Genomic DNA, 14,550 nt, shown 5'->3' with positions numbered 1-14,550 from the left:
GAAGAAGTCTGCATCAAGACTAACCGAACTGACTGGTCAGTTCAAATAGACCTCACAGACCGTACTTCTCCAGGAGGCGGAGCCACACCTCGCTGATGGTGGGGTAGGAGGGGACGGCATGCCACAGGCGGTCCAGGGGCACCTCGCCCACTATGGCGATGGTGGCGGCGTGCAGCAGTTCCGCCACATCCGGGCCGGTGAACGTTGCGCCGAGGAGAACCTTCCGGTCTTCGTCGACCACCAGCTGGGCCCAGCCGTCGTAGTTCTCCGAGTGGAGGGAGGAGCCGGCAACCTGGATGGGGAGCTCCACGGACGAGGCGTTGTACCCGTCCTTCCTCGCCGCCTTCAGGGTCCGTCCCACGCCGGCCAGTTCGGGGTCGGTAAAGACCACGCTGGGCACTGCATGCTGGTTGGCCGTCTGCGCGTAGCGCGTCCAGTCCTCCGGGGTCCCCTTCAGCCCGCCCCTGGCCCGGGCGGCAATGGCGTCACCCGTGGCGCGGGCCTCGTATTTGCCCTGGTGGGTGAAGAGGTTCTTGCCGGCGGCGTCGCCCACGGCGTAGAGCCAGGGATCGTCGCCGGGTATTTCGCGGACCAGGCCCGAGGCGTCCGTTGACAAGGACAGGTGGCCTGATTCGTCGGGCTCGAAACCCACGCTTTCCAGGCCCAGGCCCTCGAGTGCCGGGTGGCGGCCGGTGGAGACCAGGACCTTGTCCGAGGTGACAGTGGTTCCGTCGCCGAGGCTTACGGTGAGGGTTCCGTCGTCGTTTCCGCTGATCCGCTCGGTCGCGGTGTGCAGCCGGAGTTCGACGCCGTCCGCCCTCAGTCCCGCGGCGACCAGGGCCGCGGCCTCTTCCGGAAAAGTGCCCAGCAGTGCGCTGCGCGCCACCAGGGTAACGCTTGAACCAAGCCGCGCGAAGGCCTGGGCCAGCTCTGCTCCGGCCACACCGCCGCCCAAAACCGTCAGCCGGTCCGGGACCTCGCTGGCCGACGTTGCTTCGCGCGTTCCCCAGACCTGCACGTCCTGCAGTCCCTCAATGGGCGGCGTGTTGGGGGTGGAGCCCGTGGCAAGCACCACGGCATGCCGGGCCCGCAGGAGGTGCTGCGTGCCGTCGAGGCCGGCCACCTCGACGGCCTTCGGCCCGGTCAGCCATGCATGGCCGCGCACCAGTTCGATGCCGGTGTCCTTGACCCATGAAACCTGGCTGTCATCCTGCCAGTTGGAGGTGAAGTAGTTGCGGCGCTCCAGGACGGCGGCGGCGTCCAGGGTGCGCGTGACCGCCTCCTTGGCCCCCGGGGTGGTCTGTGCCCCGTGGAGCGCAGTGCCGGGCCGGAGGAGTGCCTTCGATGGCATGCACGCCCAGTAAGAGCATTCGCCGCCCACCAGTTCCGCTTCCACGAGGACGGCCGTCAGGCCGCCCTGGACCACGCGGTCGGCCACGTTTTCCCCTACGGCGCCTGCGCCGATAACAACAACATCAAATTCGCGCCCAGCGGCCTCGGGATTCATGACCAAAGCCTAGCCGGGGACGGCCGGCCTGACAGCACAAAAAAGGTCCGCACCGGCGAACCGGTGCGGACCTTGTTGGTGCGCCCAAAGGGATTCGAACCCCTGACCTTCTGTTCCGTAGACAGACGCTCTATCCAGCTGAGCTATGGGCGCATTCTGTGTCCCGGGAGAAGAACCGCTCTCCCCGAACCTCGAATTACTTTACGCGAGGCGGGGCCCGATGCCAAATCGAAGCGGCTGTAATCTGTGCGACTAGACCGGTCTAGGTGACCTTCGTCACTTAATGGGCGTTTTCGCGGCAACAATTCCTTGATTTCCCGCGGAATTCACTTTCGGTGACCGGATATGTCAGTCAAGCTCCCCAAAAACTCCACTGGTCCGGACCATAGCATTTAGGACACACCGATGAACCCGAGGAAGGGAACTGCAATGGGCGATCTGGCGCAGAAGCCGCTGCTTGAGAAAGCACCCACCACACATGCCGGCCTGCTGGCATGGGTCGAAGAGGTTGCTGAGCTTACGCAGCCGGACCGCATCTACTGGGTTGATGGCTCCGAAGAGGAAAACACCCGCCTCACGGACGAACTCGTTGCTGCCGGCACCCTGACCAGGCTCAACCAGGACCTGTTCCCGAATTCCTTCGCCGCGTTCTCCGACCCCGCCGATGTAGCCCGGGTTGAGGAGCAGACCTTTATTTGCTCCGAGAACAAGCGCGACGCAGGCTTCACCAATAACTGGATGGACCCGCGGGAGATGAAGGACAAGCTGCGCGGCCTGTTCGCCGGTTCCATGCGCGGCCGCACCATGTACGTCATCCCGTTCGTCATGGGACACCTCGACGCCGAGGACCCCAAGTTCGGCGTCGAAATCACGGACAGCGCCTATGTTGTTGCGTCCATGCGCATCATGGCCAACATCGGCACCGCAGTGCTGGACAAGATCACCGCGACCAACGCCTTCTTCGTTCCGGCCCTGCACTCGCTGGGTGCACCCTTGGCGCCCGGCCAGGAAGACGTGGCATGGCCCTGCAACCCGGACAAGTGGATTGTCCACTTCCCCGAGGAGCGCTCCATCTGGTCCTTCGGCTCCGGCTACGGCGGAAACGCCCTGCTCGGAAAGAAGTGCTACGCCCTGCGCATCGCCTCGGTCATGGCACGCGACGAAGGCTGGCTGGCCGAGCACATGCTCATCCTCAAGCTGACCTCTCCCGAGCGGAAGACCTACTACGTCTCCGCCGCCTTCCCCTCCGCCTGCGGCAAGACCAACCTCGCCCTGCTGGATCCCACCATCGAAGGCTGGGAAGTGGAGACGCTGGGCGATGACATCACCTGGATGCGGATCGGCAAGGAAGGCGAACTCCGCGCCACCAACCCGGAAGCAGGCCTCTTCGGCGTTGCCCCCGGCACTGGCTGGGGCACCAACCCCAACGCCATGCGCGCCATCGCCAAGGGCCACAGCATCTTCACCAACGTCGCCCTGACCGACGACGGCGGCGTGTGGTGGGAAGGAATGACGGACGAGGTTCCGGCGCACCTGACCGACTGGCAGGGCAACTCCTGGACCCCGGACTCGGACAAGCCCGCAGCACACCCGAACTCCCGCTTCTGCACGCCGATCGCACAGATCGACATGCTTGCCGAGGAGTACTACAGCCCCGAGGGCGTGGAGCTTTCGGCCATCCTCTTCGGCGGACGCCGCAAGACCACTGTTCCGCTGGTCACCCAGGCCCGCAGCTGGACCAACGGCATCTTCATGGGCTCCACCCTGTCCTCCGAGACCACGGCCGCGGCCGCCGGCCAGGTTGGCGTGCTCCGCCGCGATCCCATGGCCATGCTGCCGTTCATCGGCTACGACGCCGGCGACTACCTGAAGCACTGGATCAGCGTCTCCGGCAAGGCCAACCCGGAACGCCTGCCCCACATCTTCCTGGTGAACTGGTTCCGCCGCACGGCCGACGGCGGCTTCGCCTGGCCCGGCTTCGGCGACAATGCCCGCGTCCTCAAGTGGGCCATCGAGCGCATCGAGGGCAAGGCCGACGCCGTCGAGACCCCCATCGGATACGTCCCCGCCGGGCACGCGTTGGACCTCACCGGCCTGGACCTCACCCACGCCCACGTGGAGGACGCCGTCCGCGTCGACCGCGAGGAGTGGGACACGGAGCTCGCCTCCATCGAGGAGTGGTACGCCAGGTTCGGCGACTCGCTGCCCGAGGCCCTGCGCTCCGAGCTCGATTCCCTGAAGGCCCGGATGGCCCAGCACTAGCAGCCGCTCCACCTTCCATGCGACGACGGCCCCGCACCTTTTCGAAAAGGTGCGGGGCCGTCGTCGTTCACGAAGGCGCCGGAAATCAGCTGGCGAGCCAGATGTCCGGGCCGAAGACCTCGTAGTGGATCTTGGTGGCCGGGATGCCGGCGTTGATGGCCTCGTTGCGGATGTTCTTCATGAACGGCAGCGGGCCGCAGAGGTACAGGGAGGCGTCGGCCGGCAGGTCGACTTCACGCAGGGACATGAATCCCTGCTTGGCACCGTCCACCGGCTTCTCCAGCCAAAGCTGCAGTTCGGCACCTTCCAGGCGTTCGACGTCGTCCGTCATCTGGCTGCGCAGGGCCCAGCTGTCCAGGGTGCTCTCGGCGTGAAGCACCAGGACCTGGCGGTCGGAGCCGGACTCGGCGAGGGAACGGAGGATGGAGGCGGTGGGGGTGCAGCCGATGCCGGCGGAGGCCAGGACGACGGGTCCGTCGCCTTCCTTGAGCGTGATCTCGCCGTAGGGGTTGGAGATCTCGACGACGTCGCCCACCTGGACGGTGTTGTGCAGCACGGGGGAGACCTCGCCGCCGTCGTCCAGCTTGGTGGTGAAGGTGCGGCTGGTGCCCGCGTCGCCGGAAAGGGAGTACTGGCGCACCTGGCGCAGGCCGTCGGCAACGGCCACCTTGACGCTGATGTACTGGCCGGGAAGGGCCGGGGTGACGGGGGTGTCGTCCGCGGGCTCCAGGGTGAAGGTCATGGACCCGGTCCCTGCGGGGGTCTTGGCCGCCACGCGCCACGGCATCCACATTTTGTCATTGGCCTGGGCTGCATACAGGCCCTTCTCGAGCTTGATCAGGGCATCGGCCATCAGCCAGTACACCTCGGTCCAGGCTTCGGCGATCTCGGGCGTGATGACCTCGGCCAGGTCCTCGGCGATGGCGCCGAACAGGTGCTCGTAGACCACCTGGTACTGCGGTTCGGTGATGCCCAGGGAGGCGTGGCGGTGGGCGATGCGGGAAAGGACCGTCTCCGGCAGGGTGCCCGGGTTGTTCACCAGGTGGGTGGCGAAGGCGGCGATGCTCCCGGCCAGGGCCTGCTGCTGGTTGCCGGAGCGCTGGTTGGAGCGGCTGAACAGGCCATCCATCAGTTCGGGGTGCGCCGCGAACAGGCGGGCGTAGAAGTTGGGGGTGATGGAACCGATCCGGGAGCCGACCAGCGGCAGGGTGGCCTCAATGACGGGGCGGGACTTGTCCGAGAGCATCTGTACTCCTGAGGTTATGGCCGGGGCCTTCGTCCGGCCGGATGAAAACTCATATTTGAAATGCGAGTATTTCTGCCTCAGTTCTACACCTTGTAGAAGTTTGAAATCAAACCGGGAGCGGGCACCCGGATACGGGGCACTCAGAGGCCGGGGCGGAGGCCGATCATTTGGAAGACCGGCGCCATCTGACGGGCCTGGGGAAGGTCCCCGATCACCACCGAATCAAGCTCGGCGTAAAAAGCTTCCCGCGCACGGGCCAGGGCGCCACGCAGCCTGCACTCGTTGATCAGGGGGCAGTTGCCGGCCGGGGAGACGCAGTCCGCGGGATCCGTGCGGGTATCAAGCTGCCGCAGGATCTGGCCTACCGTGGCGATGCGGCCGGCATGGCTGAGCCGTGAACCGCCGGACCGGCCGCGCACCACTTCGATCAGGCCCATGGTCCGCAGCCTGGCCATGGCCTTGCTGACGTGGTTGTACGGTGTCCCCACCGAGTCGGCGATGCTCTGGGTGGTGAGCAGCGTGCCGTCCGGGACCGCGGCGAGCACCATGAGTGCCCGCAGGCTCACGTCAGCGAAGGCATTGATCTTCATGGCAGCAAATCCGGTCTAGTCCACCCAGATGACGGGCTCGCTGGCATCTGCACCGAGCTCGCCGAATTCCCAGGACTGGGTGGTGGCGTTGGCCGAGTAGGGGAGCACCGCGGCGAAGAGGGAACCATCCCGGTGTTCAGCCGCCACGTGGATGGCATCCGAATCCTCCTCCACCAGCAGGATGTCGCACACCACGGCAGCGGCGCGGAAGTCGTCCCGGTTCTGGCGGAGGAGCGCCTGCAGGTCGTGGATCATGGCGTCGGCGTCAAAGTCCGCGTCGCTGCCCTCTCCGGCATCCGCGGGAGAGACGGCAACCAGCCGCACTTCGCCGTCGTTCTGGACGGTCAACGCGAAGGGCAGGAAGCCGCCGTTGCGCTGGAGCTGCTCCTGGGCCGCGCTGACGCCCGTGCCCAGGAGGTTCTCCAGGTCCGTTGCCGTGGCTTCGGAGACGGAATCACGCCAGCTGTCCTGCCCGCTGTTTCCGTCCGCTGCCTGCCCGGTATGGTCAGTCATCCGGTGCTAGGCCCGCACCAGGGAAAGGACGCGGTCGCGCACGCGTTCCATGGTGGCCCGGTCCGTGGCCTCGGCGTTGAGCCGCAGGAACGGTTCGGTGTTGGACGGGCGCAGGTTGAACCAGTAGCTGCCGTCGTTGGCCGTGAACGTGCTGCCGTCCAGGTTGTCGATGGTGAGGTCCTCGTCCGCGAACGCCTGGCGCACGCGCTCCACCGCTGCCGGCTTGTCCTCCACCTCGGAGTTGATCTCGCCGGAGCTGACGTAGGGCTCGTATTCGCGGGCCAGTTCGGAAAGCGGGCCGTCCTGCTCGCCCAGCGCCGCCAGGACATGCATGGCGGCCAGCATGCCGGTGTCAGCGTTCCAGAAGTCGCGGAAGTAGAAGTGCGCGGAGTGCTCGCCGCCGAACACGGCACCTTCCTTGGCCATGACTGCCTTGATGAAGGAGTGGCCCACCCGCGTGCGGACCGCACGTCCGCCGTCGTGCTCCACCAGTTCCGCAACGGCGCGGGAGGTGAGCAGGTTGTGGATGATGCTGGGCGTTTCCTCGCCCTGGGCCTTGGCGCGGGCGATTTCGCGGCGTGCCACCATGCCGGTGATGGCCGACGGCGAGACGGGCTCGCCCTTCTCGTCAATGACGAAGCAGCGGTCGGCGTCGCCGTCGAAGGCAAGGCCGATGTCCGCTCCGTGCTCGATCACTGCGGCCTGCAGGTCGCGGAGGTTTTCCGGCTCCAGCGGGTTGGCCGGGTGGTTGGGGAAGGAGCCGTCCAGTTCGAAGTACAGCGGAACTATGTCGAAGGGCAGCTTGGGCAGCAACGTGTCGCCCAGCACCGCCGGGGTGGTCAGGCCGGCCATGCCGTTGCCGGCGTCCACCACCACTTTCAGGGGGCGGGAGGCGGAGAGGTCAACGAGCTTGCGGAGGTACTCGGAGTAGTCCTTGAGCACGTCGCGGACGCTGATCAGGCCGCGGGCGCCGGCGGCGGGGATGGAACCGGAGTTGAGGTACTGCTCCGCGAGGGCCTGGATGTCCTTGAGGCCGGTTTCGGAGGAGATGGGAACGGCGCCTGCCTTGGCCATCTTGATGCCGTTGTATTCGGCGGGGTTGTGGCTGGCGGTGAAGGTGGCTCCGGCGCGGTTGAGGAAACCGCAGGCGAAGTACAGTTCATCGGTGGAGATCAGGTCCAGCAGTTCGACACTGGCGCCCCGCGTTGCCGCGCCGTTGGCGAAGGCCTTGCTGAATTCCGGGGAGGAGGGGCGCATGTCGCCGCCCACCACGATGGTCTGGCCTTCGAGCTGCAGGACATCCACGAACGCGGCCCCCACGGCTTCGACGATTTCGGCGGTGATCGACTCGCCTACAATCCCACGGACGTCGTAGGCCTTGAAGGATGCCGAGAGATCAAATGTCGTTGTCTGTTCGCTAGTCACGGGCTTTATCTTACGTGTGCGGCGCATGTGGCCAACGGGTTTGGGGAGAACTTGCGTCACAGCGGTGGCTTTGCAGCGCGTGCCCGGCAGGTTTCCACATAGCGGCGCGATCGCTGTGCGCGGTGTCGGAGGGTGCTGGGATACTGAATCAATGGCCAATAACCAGTACGCTTCCACAGTTTCCGCTACCGCAGTTGCAGAGTCGGCAGGCCCGGACGGTCCGGGGACCGCCACGCACGCCGAGGCACTGGAGGTCCTTCGGGGCCTGGTAGGGAACCCGGGCGCCATTTTCCACGACGGCCAGTTTGAAGCCATCGAGGCATTGGCCGACGGCGGGCGGCGGGCCCTGGTGGTCCAGCGCACCGGCTGGGGCAAGTCCGCCGTGTACTTCGTGGCATCCCTGTTGCTGCGCCGCCGGGGAGCCGGGCCCACGCTGATTGTCTCGCCCCTGCTGGCCCTGATGCGGGACCAGGTGGCTGCCGCCGCCCGGGCAGGGGTCCGGGCTGTGGCCATCAACTCAGCCAACCAGCTGGAGTGGGACACGGTCCGTGAGCAGCTGGCCGCGGACGAGGTGGACGTCCTGCTGGTGTCCCCGGAGCGGCTCACAAATCCGGCGTTCCGGGAAACCCAGTTGCCGGAGCTGCTCCGCCGGACCGGCCTGCTGGTCATCGACGAGGCGCACTGTATTTCGGACTGGGGCCACGATTTCCGCCCCGACTACCGCAGGATCGCGGACCTCATCACCCGGCTGCCGGACACGGTGCCGGTCCTGGCCACCACCGCCACGGCCAACTCACGGGTGGTGCACGATATCGAAGAGCAGCTCGGCGCCGGGGTCCTGACCATCCGGGGCTCCCTGGGCCGCGACTCGCTGCGGCTGGGAGTCCTGTCGCTGCCCAATTCCAAGGAGCGGCTGGGGTGGCTGCTGACCCACCTGGCAGACCTTCCCGGCAGCGGAATTATCTATACCCTGACCGTCTCCGCGGCGGAGGACACCGCCCGGCTGCTTTCCGAAGCGGGGCACAATGTGCTCGCCTACACCGGGCGGACCGATCCGGCGGACCGGGAGCGGGCAGAGCAGCTCCTGAAGGACAACCAGGTCAAGGCGCTGGTGGCCACGTCCGCGCTTGGCATGGGGTTCGACAAGCCCGATCTTGGTTTCGTCGTCCACCTGGGCGCCCCGTCGTCGCCGGTGGCCTATTACCAGCAGGTGGGCCGCGCCGGCCGTGGGGCCGCGAACGCCGACGTCCTGCTGCTGCCCGGTTCCGAGGACCGGGAGATCTGGCAGTACTTCGCCACGGCGTCCATGCCGTCCGAGGAGAAGGCGGCCGCCGTGCTGACGGCGTTGGCAGAGGCAGGAACGGCACTGTCAACGGTGGCGCTTGAAGCCCGGGTGGACCTTCGCCGCACGCCGCTTGAGCTGCTGCTGAAGGTCCTGTCCGTGGACGGGGCGGTGGAGCGGGTCGGCGGCGGCTGGCGCTCCACGGGCCAGCCCTGGGTTTACGACGCCGAGCGCTACAGCCGCATTGCGGAGGCCCGGGTGGACGAGCAGGACTCCATGGTCATCTACCAGGACACGGCCGGTTGCCGGATGGAGTACATCACGTCGGTCCTGGACGACGAGACAGCCCGTCCCTGCGGCCGGTGCGACAACTGCGCCGGCCAGTGGTTCCCTGCGGACGTGGCCGCCGACGCCACGGCGGCGGCCAGCCAGACCCTCAGCAGGGCGGGCGGCGTCCTGGAGCCACGTCTTCAGTGGCCAAGCGGCATGGACCGTCTTGGGGTGCCGGTGAAGGGGAAACTCAAACCGGCTGAGGGCCTCTCGGAGGGGCGCGTCCTGGCCCGCCTGACGGACCTCGGCTGGGGCGGCGCCCTGCGGGAACTGTTTGCCGCCGGCGCGGAGGACCGGCCGGTGGACCCGGGCATGCTCCAGGCCTGCGTCCAGGTGTTGCGCGAGTGGGGGACCGGTGATGGCCGGAACCCGGGGTGGAGCGGGGTGGGCAGGCCGGCCGCGATCGTGGCTGTGCCGTCCCGTGGCAAGCCCCAGCTCGTGGGCTCGCTGGCCCGGGGAATCTCGGAAATCGGGCGCATCCCCTACCTTGGTGAGCTGCAGTTGGCCCACGGCGGACCCACCGGCGGCCGAGGCGGCAACAGCGCATACCGGCTGGCGGGAGTATGGGACCGGCTGGTGGTGGGTCCCGAGCTCGAGGCCGCCCTGCAGTCCGTCCAAGGCCAGCCGGTGATGCTCATCGACGACCTCACCGACAGCCGGTGGACCCTCACCGTCGCGGGGCGCGCCCTTCGGCAGGCCGGGGCGGGAGCGGTTCTGCCCCTGGTGCTGGCCCAGGCCGGCTGACTGCTGCCCCTGCGTGCCGGGGGAGCAGGATGCTGTCCACGGTGCTTGCCAGCATCAGGACGGCCATCGCCAGGAAAGCGCCGCGGAATGGGCCGGCCGGATCCTGGGCCGCGGAGGACAGGCCTTCGAAGGTCCGGATCAGCAGGGCAGCGATGGCGATGCCGGAGCCTGTGCCGAGCTGCACCAGCGTGGCGGACACGGTGTTGGCGGAGGTCAGCTGCGCCGGGGGAATGTCCGCGTACTGGACCGAGGCGTAGGCCGAAAAGCCGATGGAGCGGAAGGCGCCGCTGCACACCAGCAGTGCGGCCATCAAAGCCACCGGGGTTTCCGGTGTCAGGAAGGCACAGAGGGCGAACGTCACGGCTGATGCCAGCGAGGCGAACACCAGCATCGCCTTGAAACCGAACTTCCGGATCAACGGCGTGGTGGCCGGTTTGATCCCGATGTTCCCGACGAACACTGCTGCCACCAGGGCGCCGGCGTGCAGCGGCGACCAGCCGAACCCCGCCTGGAACATCAGCGGCAGCAGGAACGGGACGGAGCTGATGGTGACCCGGTACACGAATCCGCCCGTGGCCATGGCCCGGAACGTCCTGGTGCGGAAGACCTGCAGGTTGAACAGCGGATGGGGAGCCCGTCGCATCCACAGGACCGCCCCGGCCAGTGCCGCAATCCCGGCCGCAGCGCTGATTCCTGCCCAGGGCAGTCCCGGGTGGCTGCTGGCGAGCTCCAGGCCGGTCACCAGGGCACCGACGCCAACCGTTGTCAGGAGCATTCCCGGCCAGTCCAGCCGCCGGCCGGGATCTCCGGCCACCGCCGGAACCAGCCGCAGGGACGCCACGAAGGCGGCCACCCCCAGCGGAAGGTTGACCAGGAAGATCCAGTGCCACGACAGGTACGTCGTGAGCGCCCCGCCCACCAACGGGGCGACTACGGGTGCCAGGAGCCCGGGCCACACCAGGAACGCGGTGGCACGCAGCAGCTCGGACTTCGGGGTGCCGCGCAGCACCACCAGGGTGCCCACCGGTACCATCATGGCGCCGCCGGCACCCTGGGCAATGCGGCTCAAGGTCAAGGTGGCCAGATCCTGGCTGAGCGCACAGGCCAGGGACGACAGGGTGAACACCGCGATGGCAGTGCAGAAGATCCGCCTGGCACCAAACCGTTCCGCCAGCCAGCCGCTGAGGGGAATGCCGATGGCCACCGTCAGCAGGTAGGCGGTCATGGTGATGTTGACGTCGGCGGCGGGGATGGCAAAATCCGCCGAAATACTGGGAATGGCGGTGGTGAGGACCGTGCCGTCCAGGAATTCCATAAAGAACGCTGCCGCCACCAGGAGGGCCAGGCGCGGATTCCATGCTGTCTGGACGACGTCCGGGTGGAGTGGGTTGCTGCGTGCCGCCATGGGCCAATCCTGCCACCGCGGCTCCGGCGGCGCCCGCCGCGTCCGACTGCCGGACAGCGTTTTCCCACGGTTGCCGAGCCATGGCCCGGAGAGTCATAAGGTTGTTCGCGTTTCCGAAGCTTGAACGCCCGGATCTGCGAAGCAGCCCGGGACTGACGGGGCCCAGGCTGCAGAGGCCGTCGTGCAGCTACTCCTGGAAACGCAAAAGGCCCCGGTCCAAGGGACCGGGGCCAAACGCGGAGACGGGGGGATTTGAACCCCCGGTCGAGTTTAACCCCGACCCTTCATTAGCAGTGAAGTCCATTCGGCCGCTCTGGCACGTCTCCAGTTGCTATTACTAGCCCACCAAGGATACGCAGATCCGGCCATGCAGTGCAAAACGGTGCCCGCCACAGGCGGCGGCCCCGGTAAACGGGGTTCGGCTGCTCTGCGCTCAGCCCTGCGCCGGGCGGACCATCCGGATCTCCGGGAGGTCCTCCCACTCCGGCAGGACGTCCGCTGCGCCGTCCGGTGCAAAGCCGAAGCGGCGGTAGAAACCGATGGCCCGGCTGTTGGCGGCTGCCACCCAGAGGCTCGCCGCCCTGGAGCCGATGGCCGCGTCCAGCAAAAGGGCGCCCAAGCCAAGACCTGGTGCGAGGCCAGCAGGTACAGCCCCCACAGTTCCAGGTCTCCGGAGGCAGGCGGCGGATGCCCTTCCGTGGAACCGGGGGCAGGCAGCCGGCGGGAACCGGCAAACCCCACCACCGTCCCGCCGTCGCATGCCACCCACGCCTCGGCGGGTTCGGCCCGGTCCAGAAGGTGCTGCCAGAGCCGCAGCCGGTCGGCCGGGTCCACGGCGGCGAGGAAGGCATCGGACAGCATGCCCCGGTACGTCTCCTGCCAGCACCGGACGTGCACCTGGGCCAGCCGCTCCACGTCCGCGGCAACGGCCCGCCGTACCGCCAGCCCGGGTGCCATGGCGGTCAGCCTGCCAGCGCTTTCCACAGGAAGTGCTGGCTGCGCGCCTGCAGGGCAGCGGCCTGCCGGTTGTCGGAGGCGCCGGCGTGGCCACCCTCCAGGGCCTCGTGGAACCACACGTTCGGGATGCCCATGGCAAGCATCCGGGCGGCCATCTTCCGTGCCTGCACGGGGCCTACCCGGTCGTCCGAGGTCGCGGTCCAGATGAACGTCTCCGGGTACTCCACCGCGTCCTTGAGCAGGTGGTAGGGCGAGAAGGTCCTGATGTACTCCCACTGCTCGGGAACGTCCGGGTCCCCGTACTCGGCAATCCAGGAGTGCCCGGCGGAGAGCTTGGTGTAGCGGCGCATGTCCAGCAGGGGAACGCCGCAGGAGACGGCCCGGAACAGTTCCGGATACCGGGTGAGCATGTTCCCCACCAGGAGTCCGCCGTTGGATCCGCCCACGCAGCCCAGCCGCCGCGGCGAGGTGACCCCGCGGGAGATGAGGTCCCGTGCCACGGCTGCGAAGTCCTCGTAGGCGCGGTGCCGGTTTTCCTTCAGCGCGGCACGGTGCCAGGCCGGCCCGTATTCGCCGCCTCCGCGGATGTTCGCCACCACATACACCCCGCCGCGCGAGTGGGGGGCCTTCCCGTCGCTGCCGTCCGAGAGCGTGGTCCGCCGCTCCAGCCATGCCCTGCCCACGGTGCCGCTGTAGGCGGGCGTCCGGGACACCTCGAATCCGCCGTAGCCGGACAGCTGGGTGGGGTTCTGCCCGTCCAAAGCCAGGTCCCGCGGAGCAACCTGGAAATATGGGACCCGGGTGCCGTCGTCGGACACGGCGAAGTGCTGCTCCACCTGGTAGTCAGCGTCGGCAAAGAACGACGGCGAGGTCTTGACCACCGCATGCCGGCTCACCACGCCGGACGTCCCGGCGCTTCCGCGTTCCAGGGTGCCGCGCATCAGGGTGGTGGGGGTGGTCAAACCCGTGGCGATGAGCCAGAAGTCATTGCCCGCGCCGCCGTGCGCCGGCCCCTCGTCCTCGTCATCCACGGCGTAGGCGTTCACATCGTGCAGCGGCGGGCAGGCGTCCAGGAGCGTGGCCGCCCAGCCGCCGTCCGCGCCGCCGGACGGCCGGGACGGGTCCAGGACCCGGATCTCGGAGGAGACGTCCTTGAGCAGGTTGAGCAGGAGGAAGTTCCGGGTCCAGCTCCAGGACTGCAGGGACGTGTGCGCGTCGGGGGTGAACAGGACCGTGAGATTGCGGCTGCCGGCGAGGTAGTCCTCGAAGTTGGCGGCGAGCAGGGCCCCGGAAGGATACGTGGTGCCGTCCACAATCCAGTCCTGCTGCGGACGGAAGAGCAGCCATTCCCGGTGGGCGCTGACGTTGACGTCGGTGGGAACGTCGATCTGTACCCAGGATCCGTCCCGCAGCACAAAGTTGGAGCGGTTGAAGAAGTCGATGTAGTCCACGGCGAAAGTCCGCTCAAAGCCGGGCGTGGAGTCATGGGCCGCCACGGCCATCATGTGGTCTTCCGCTACCTCGAAGAGGCGCGGAGCCGCTGCCAGGGACTCTCCGCGCTTGAGCGTCACCGCCGTCCGCGCGTAGGAGGACGCTGTCTTGGGCAGCCCGTCCGCGGTGGAAGCAACCAGCAGCGTATCGGCATCCAGCCAGGACACGTTGCCCTTCGCTGTCGGGAGGTCAAACCCGCCGCGGGCGGGGTCCACGAAGCCGCGCGCCTCGACGTCGAACTCGCGGTAGCGGTTGGCGTCGCCGCCGTCGGGGGAGAGGGCAAGCAGCGCCAGGCGGTAGGGCTCCCCGGCTGCGGGGCGCAGGAACGTGGCGCCGTGGAACACCCACTCCTCGCCTTCGGCGCGGGACAGTTCGTCCACGTCCAGCAGCACGTCCCATTCCGGGGAGTCGGTGCAGTAGCTTTCCCAAGTGGTCCGCCGCCACAGGCCCTTGGGGTTCTGCCCGTCCTTCCAGAAGTTGTAGTACCAGTCGCCGCGCTTGCCCACCATGGCGATCCGGTCCGTGGAGTCCAGTACTTCCAGGATGCCGGTTTCCAGTTCCGCGTAGCCGCCGTCCTCCAGCAGGTCCTCGGTGCGGGAGTTTTGCTCCTTGACCCAGGCCAGCTGTTCCTCGCCGTAGATGTCCTCCAGCCACACGTTCTCGTCGACGGGTTCCGGCGCGGTTTCCCGGGAGTTGCTGCCGGAGGTGTCCCGGCCGGAGCCGGGTACGGACGCTTGATCAGCTGCTGTGGTGGTCATGCGCCCCATCCAAACAACATCCCCCATGGCTGGCAAGTCA

10 protein-coding genes and 2 tRNA genes are annotated in these 14,550 nt (G+C 67.7%); 2 read left to right on the top strand and 10 right to left on the bottom strand.

Annotated features, from left to right (window positions below):
• Nucleotides 1–52: 52 nt before the first annotated feature.
• Together PUN51_RS10715 and PUN51_RS10710 are read right to left on the bottom strand one after the other, a co-directional pair.
• On the bottom strand, nt 53–1,507 hold the full coding sequence (locus tag PUN51_RS10715; protein ID WP_224024922.1) for a dihydrolipoyl dehydrogenase family protein: 1,455 nt from the start codon (nt 1,505–1,507) through the stop codon (nt 53–55).
• A gap of 76 nt (nt 1,508–1,583) precedes the next feature.
• A tRNA-Arg gene (locus tag PUN51_RS10710) sits at nt 1,584–1,660 on the bottom strand.
• Between the two features lie 276 nt (nt 1,661–1,936).
• Between PUN51_RS10710 and PUN51_RS10705 the strand changes: the two genes are divergently transcribed.
• On the top strand, nt 1,937–3,769 hold the full coding sequence (locus tag PUN51_RS10705) for a phosphoenolpyruvate carboxykinase (GTP) (RefSeq protein ID WP_159632947.1): 1,833 nt from the start codon (nt 1,937–1,939) through the stop codon (nt 3,767–3,769).
• A gap of 85 nt (nt 3,770–3,854) precedes the next feature.
• On the opposite strand, the gene PUN51_RS10700 is transcribed toward PUN51_RS10705, so the two are convergent.
• The 4 genes from PUN51_RS10700 to PUN51_RS10685 all read right to left on the bottom strand — a co-directional run bounded on the left by PUN51_RS10700 (nt 3,855) and on the right by PUN51_RS10685 (nt 7,543).
• The gene (locus PUN51_RS10700; RefSeq protein WP_275180906.1) at nt 3,855–5,015 is read right to left on the bottom strand and encodes a globin domain-containing protein; all 1,161 of its coding nucleotides are present in this window, start codon (nt 5,013–5,015) and stop codon (nt 3,855–3,857) included.
• Between the two features lie 140 nt (nt 5,016–5,155).
• On the bottom strand, nt 5,156–5,605 hold the full coding sequence (locus PUN51_RS10695; RefSeq protein WP_159632945.1) for an RrF2 family transcriptional regulator: 450 nt from the start codon (nt 5,603–5,605) through the stop codon (nt 5,156–5,158).
• 15 nt (nt 5,606–5,620) lie between these two features.
• Nucleotides 5,621–6,118: a hypothetical protein gene (locus tag PUN51_RS10690; protein ID WP_159632944.1), complete on the bottom strand. Its 498-nt coding sequence runs from the start codon at nt 6,116–6,118 to the stop codon at nt 5,621–5,623.
• Between the two features lie 6 nt (nt 6,119–6,124).
• Complete coding sequence (locus tag PUN51_RS10685; protein ID WP_275180903.1) at nt 6,125–7,543, bottom strand: phosphomannomutase/phosphoglucomutase; 1,419 nt, start codon at nt 7,541–7,543, stop codon at nt 6,125–6,127.
• Between the two features lie 151 nt (nt 7,544–7,694).
• On the opposite strand from PUN51_RS10685, the gene PUN51_RS10680 reads away from it, so the two are divergent.
• Nucleotides 7,695–9,899: a RecQ family ATP-dependent DNA helicase gene (locus PUN51_RS10680; RefSeq protein WP_275180900.1), complete on the top strand. Its 2,205-nt coding sequence runs from the start codon at nt 7,695–7,697 to the stop codon at nt 9,897–9,899.
• Here PUN51_RS10680 and PUN51_RS10675 read toward each other — a convergent pair.
• From PUN51_RS10675 to PUN51_RS10660, 4 genes are all read right to left on the bottom strand, one after another.
• The gene (locus PUN51_RS10675; protein WP_224024935.1) at nt 9,823–11,304 is read right to left on the bottom strand and encodes an MFS transporter; all 1,482 of its coding nucleotides are present in this window, start codon (nt 11,302–11,304) and stop codon (nt 9,823–9,825) included. The two genes, PUN51_RS10680 and PUN51_RS10675, sit on opposite strands and share 77 nt — an antisense overlap.
• Before the next feature lie 237 nt (nt 11,305–11,541).
• Nucleotides 11,542–11,630 (bottom strand) — tRNA-Ser (locus PUN51_RS10670).
• A gap of 107 nt (nt 11,631–11,737) precedes the next feature.
• Entirely contained in the window at nt 11,738–11,923 is a 186-nt protein-coding gene (locus tag PUN51_RS10665) for a GNAT family N-acetyltransferase (protein WP_275180897.1), read from the bottom strand.
• A gap of 343 nt (nt 11,924–12,266) precedes the next feature.
• Nucleotides 12,267–14,510, bottom strand: coding sequence for a prolyl oligopeptidase family serine peptidase (locus tag PUN51_RS10660; RefSeq protein WP_275180895.1), 2,244 nt, complete (start codon nt 14,508–14,510; stop codon nt 12,267–12,269).
• Between the last annotated feature and the right edge of the window lie 40 nt (nt 14,511–14,550).

Origin of the sequence: Arthrobacter sp. NQ4, assembly GCF_029077345.1 — a bacterium.
Taxonomy (GTDB): domain Bacteria; phylum Actinomycetota; class Actinomycetes; order Actinomycetales; family Micrococcaceae; genus Arthrobacter.
The sequence above is the reverse complement of the archived record's forward strand: the minus strand, read 5'-3'. Positions and strand labels throughout refer to the sequence as shown.

Coding starts and splice junctions, on each gene's coding strand:
- PUN51_RS10715 (WP_224024922.1), bottom strand. CDS start 1,507: ATGAATCCCGAGGCCGCTGGGCGCGAATTTGATGTTGTTGTTATCGGC.
- PUN51_RS10705 (WP_159632947.1), top strand. CDS start 1,937: ATGGGCGATCTGGCGCAGAAGCCGCTGCTTGAGAAAGCACCCACCACA.
- PUN51_RS10700 (WP_275180906.1), bottom strand. CDS start 5,015: ATGCTCTCGGACAAGTCCCGCCCCGTCATTGAGGCCACCCTGCCGCTG.
- PUN51_RS10695 (WP_159632945.1), bottom strand. CDS start 5,605: ATGAAGATCAATGCCTTCGCTGACGTGAGCCTGCGGGCACTCATGGTG.
- PUN51_RS10690 (WP_159632944.1), bottom strand. CDS start 6,118: ATGACTGACCATACCGGGCAGGCAGCGGACGGAAACAGCGGGCAGGAC.
- PUN51_RS10680 (WP_275180900.1), top strand. CDS start 7,695: ATGGCCAATAACCAGTACGCTTCCACAGTTTCCGCTACCGCAGTTGCA.
- PUN51_RS10675 (WP_224024935.1), bottom strand. CDS start 11,304: ATGGCGGCACGCAGCAACCCACTCCACCCGGACGTCGTCCAGACAGCA.
- PUN51_RS10660 (WP_275180895.1), bottom strand. CDS start 14,510: ATGACCACCACAGCAGCTGATCAAGCGTCCGTACCCGGCTCCGGCCGG.